Source organism: Microbispora bryophytorum (genome assembly GCF_006874465.1).
Lineage (GTDB): Bacteria > Actinomycetota > Actinomycetes > Streptosporangiales > Streptosporangiaceae > Microbispora > Microbispora bryophytorum.
The window spans coordinates 1-616 of the sequence record NZ_VIRL01000081.1 but is presented as its reverse complement, the minus strand read 5'-3'; the positions used below and the strand labels follow the sequence as shown (position 1 = coordinate 616).

Below are 616 nucleotides of genomic sequence, written 5' to 3'. Positions count from 1 at the left end.
GCGAGGTGTCGGCCGTGGTGTTGCAGCAGGCGCTGGCCGATCTGATACCGCCTACCGGAACTTCTTCGCCTCGATCTCGGGCAAGCGCAAGGGACCGAAGATCGCCCCGCCCCGATTCCGGTCCAAGAGGGACAACCGGCAGGCCGTCCGCTTCACCCGCAACGCCCGCTTCTCCATCAATCCCGGCGGGAAGCTGCGCCTGCCGAAGATCGGGGACGTCCCGGTGCGCTGGTCCCGGGATCTCCCGTCGCAACCTTCCAGCGTGACGGTCATCAGGGACGCGGCAGGACGGTACTTCGCGAGCTTCGTCGCGGAGACGGCAGACGAGCCGCTGCCCGCGGCGGCCTCGGAGGTGGGGATCGACCTGGGCCTGACGCACTACGCAGTCCTCTCGGACGGCAGGAAGATCGACAACCCGCGTTTCCTGCGCCGCGCCGAACGCCGGTTGAAGAAGGCACAGCAGGCGCTGTCCCGCAAGGCGAAGGGGTCGGCGAACAGGAAGAAGGCCGTCGCCCGTGTCGCCCGCGCACACGCCAGGGTGACCGACGCGCGCCGGGACTTCGCGCACAAGCTCTCCACCCGGATTATCCGCGACAACCAAGCGGTGATGGTGGAG

At 68.5% G+C, this 616-nt stretch carries 1 pseudogene; it reads left to right on the top strand.

The features are described from left to right. Positions 1-616 (top strand): annotated as a pseudogene (locus tag FLX07_RS35920) (RNA-guided endonuclease InsQ/TnpB family protein); the annotation flags it as partial.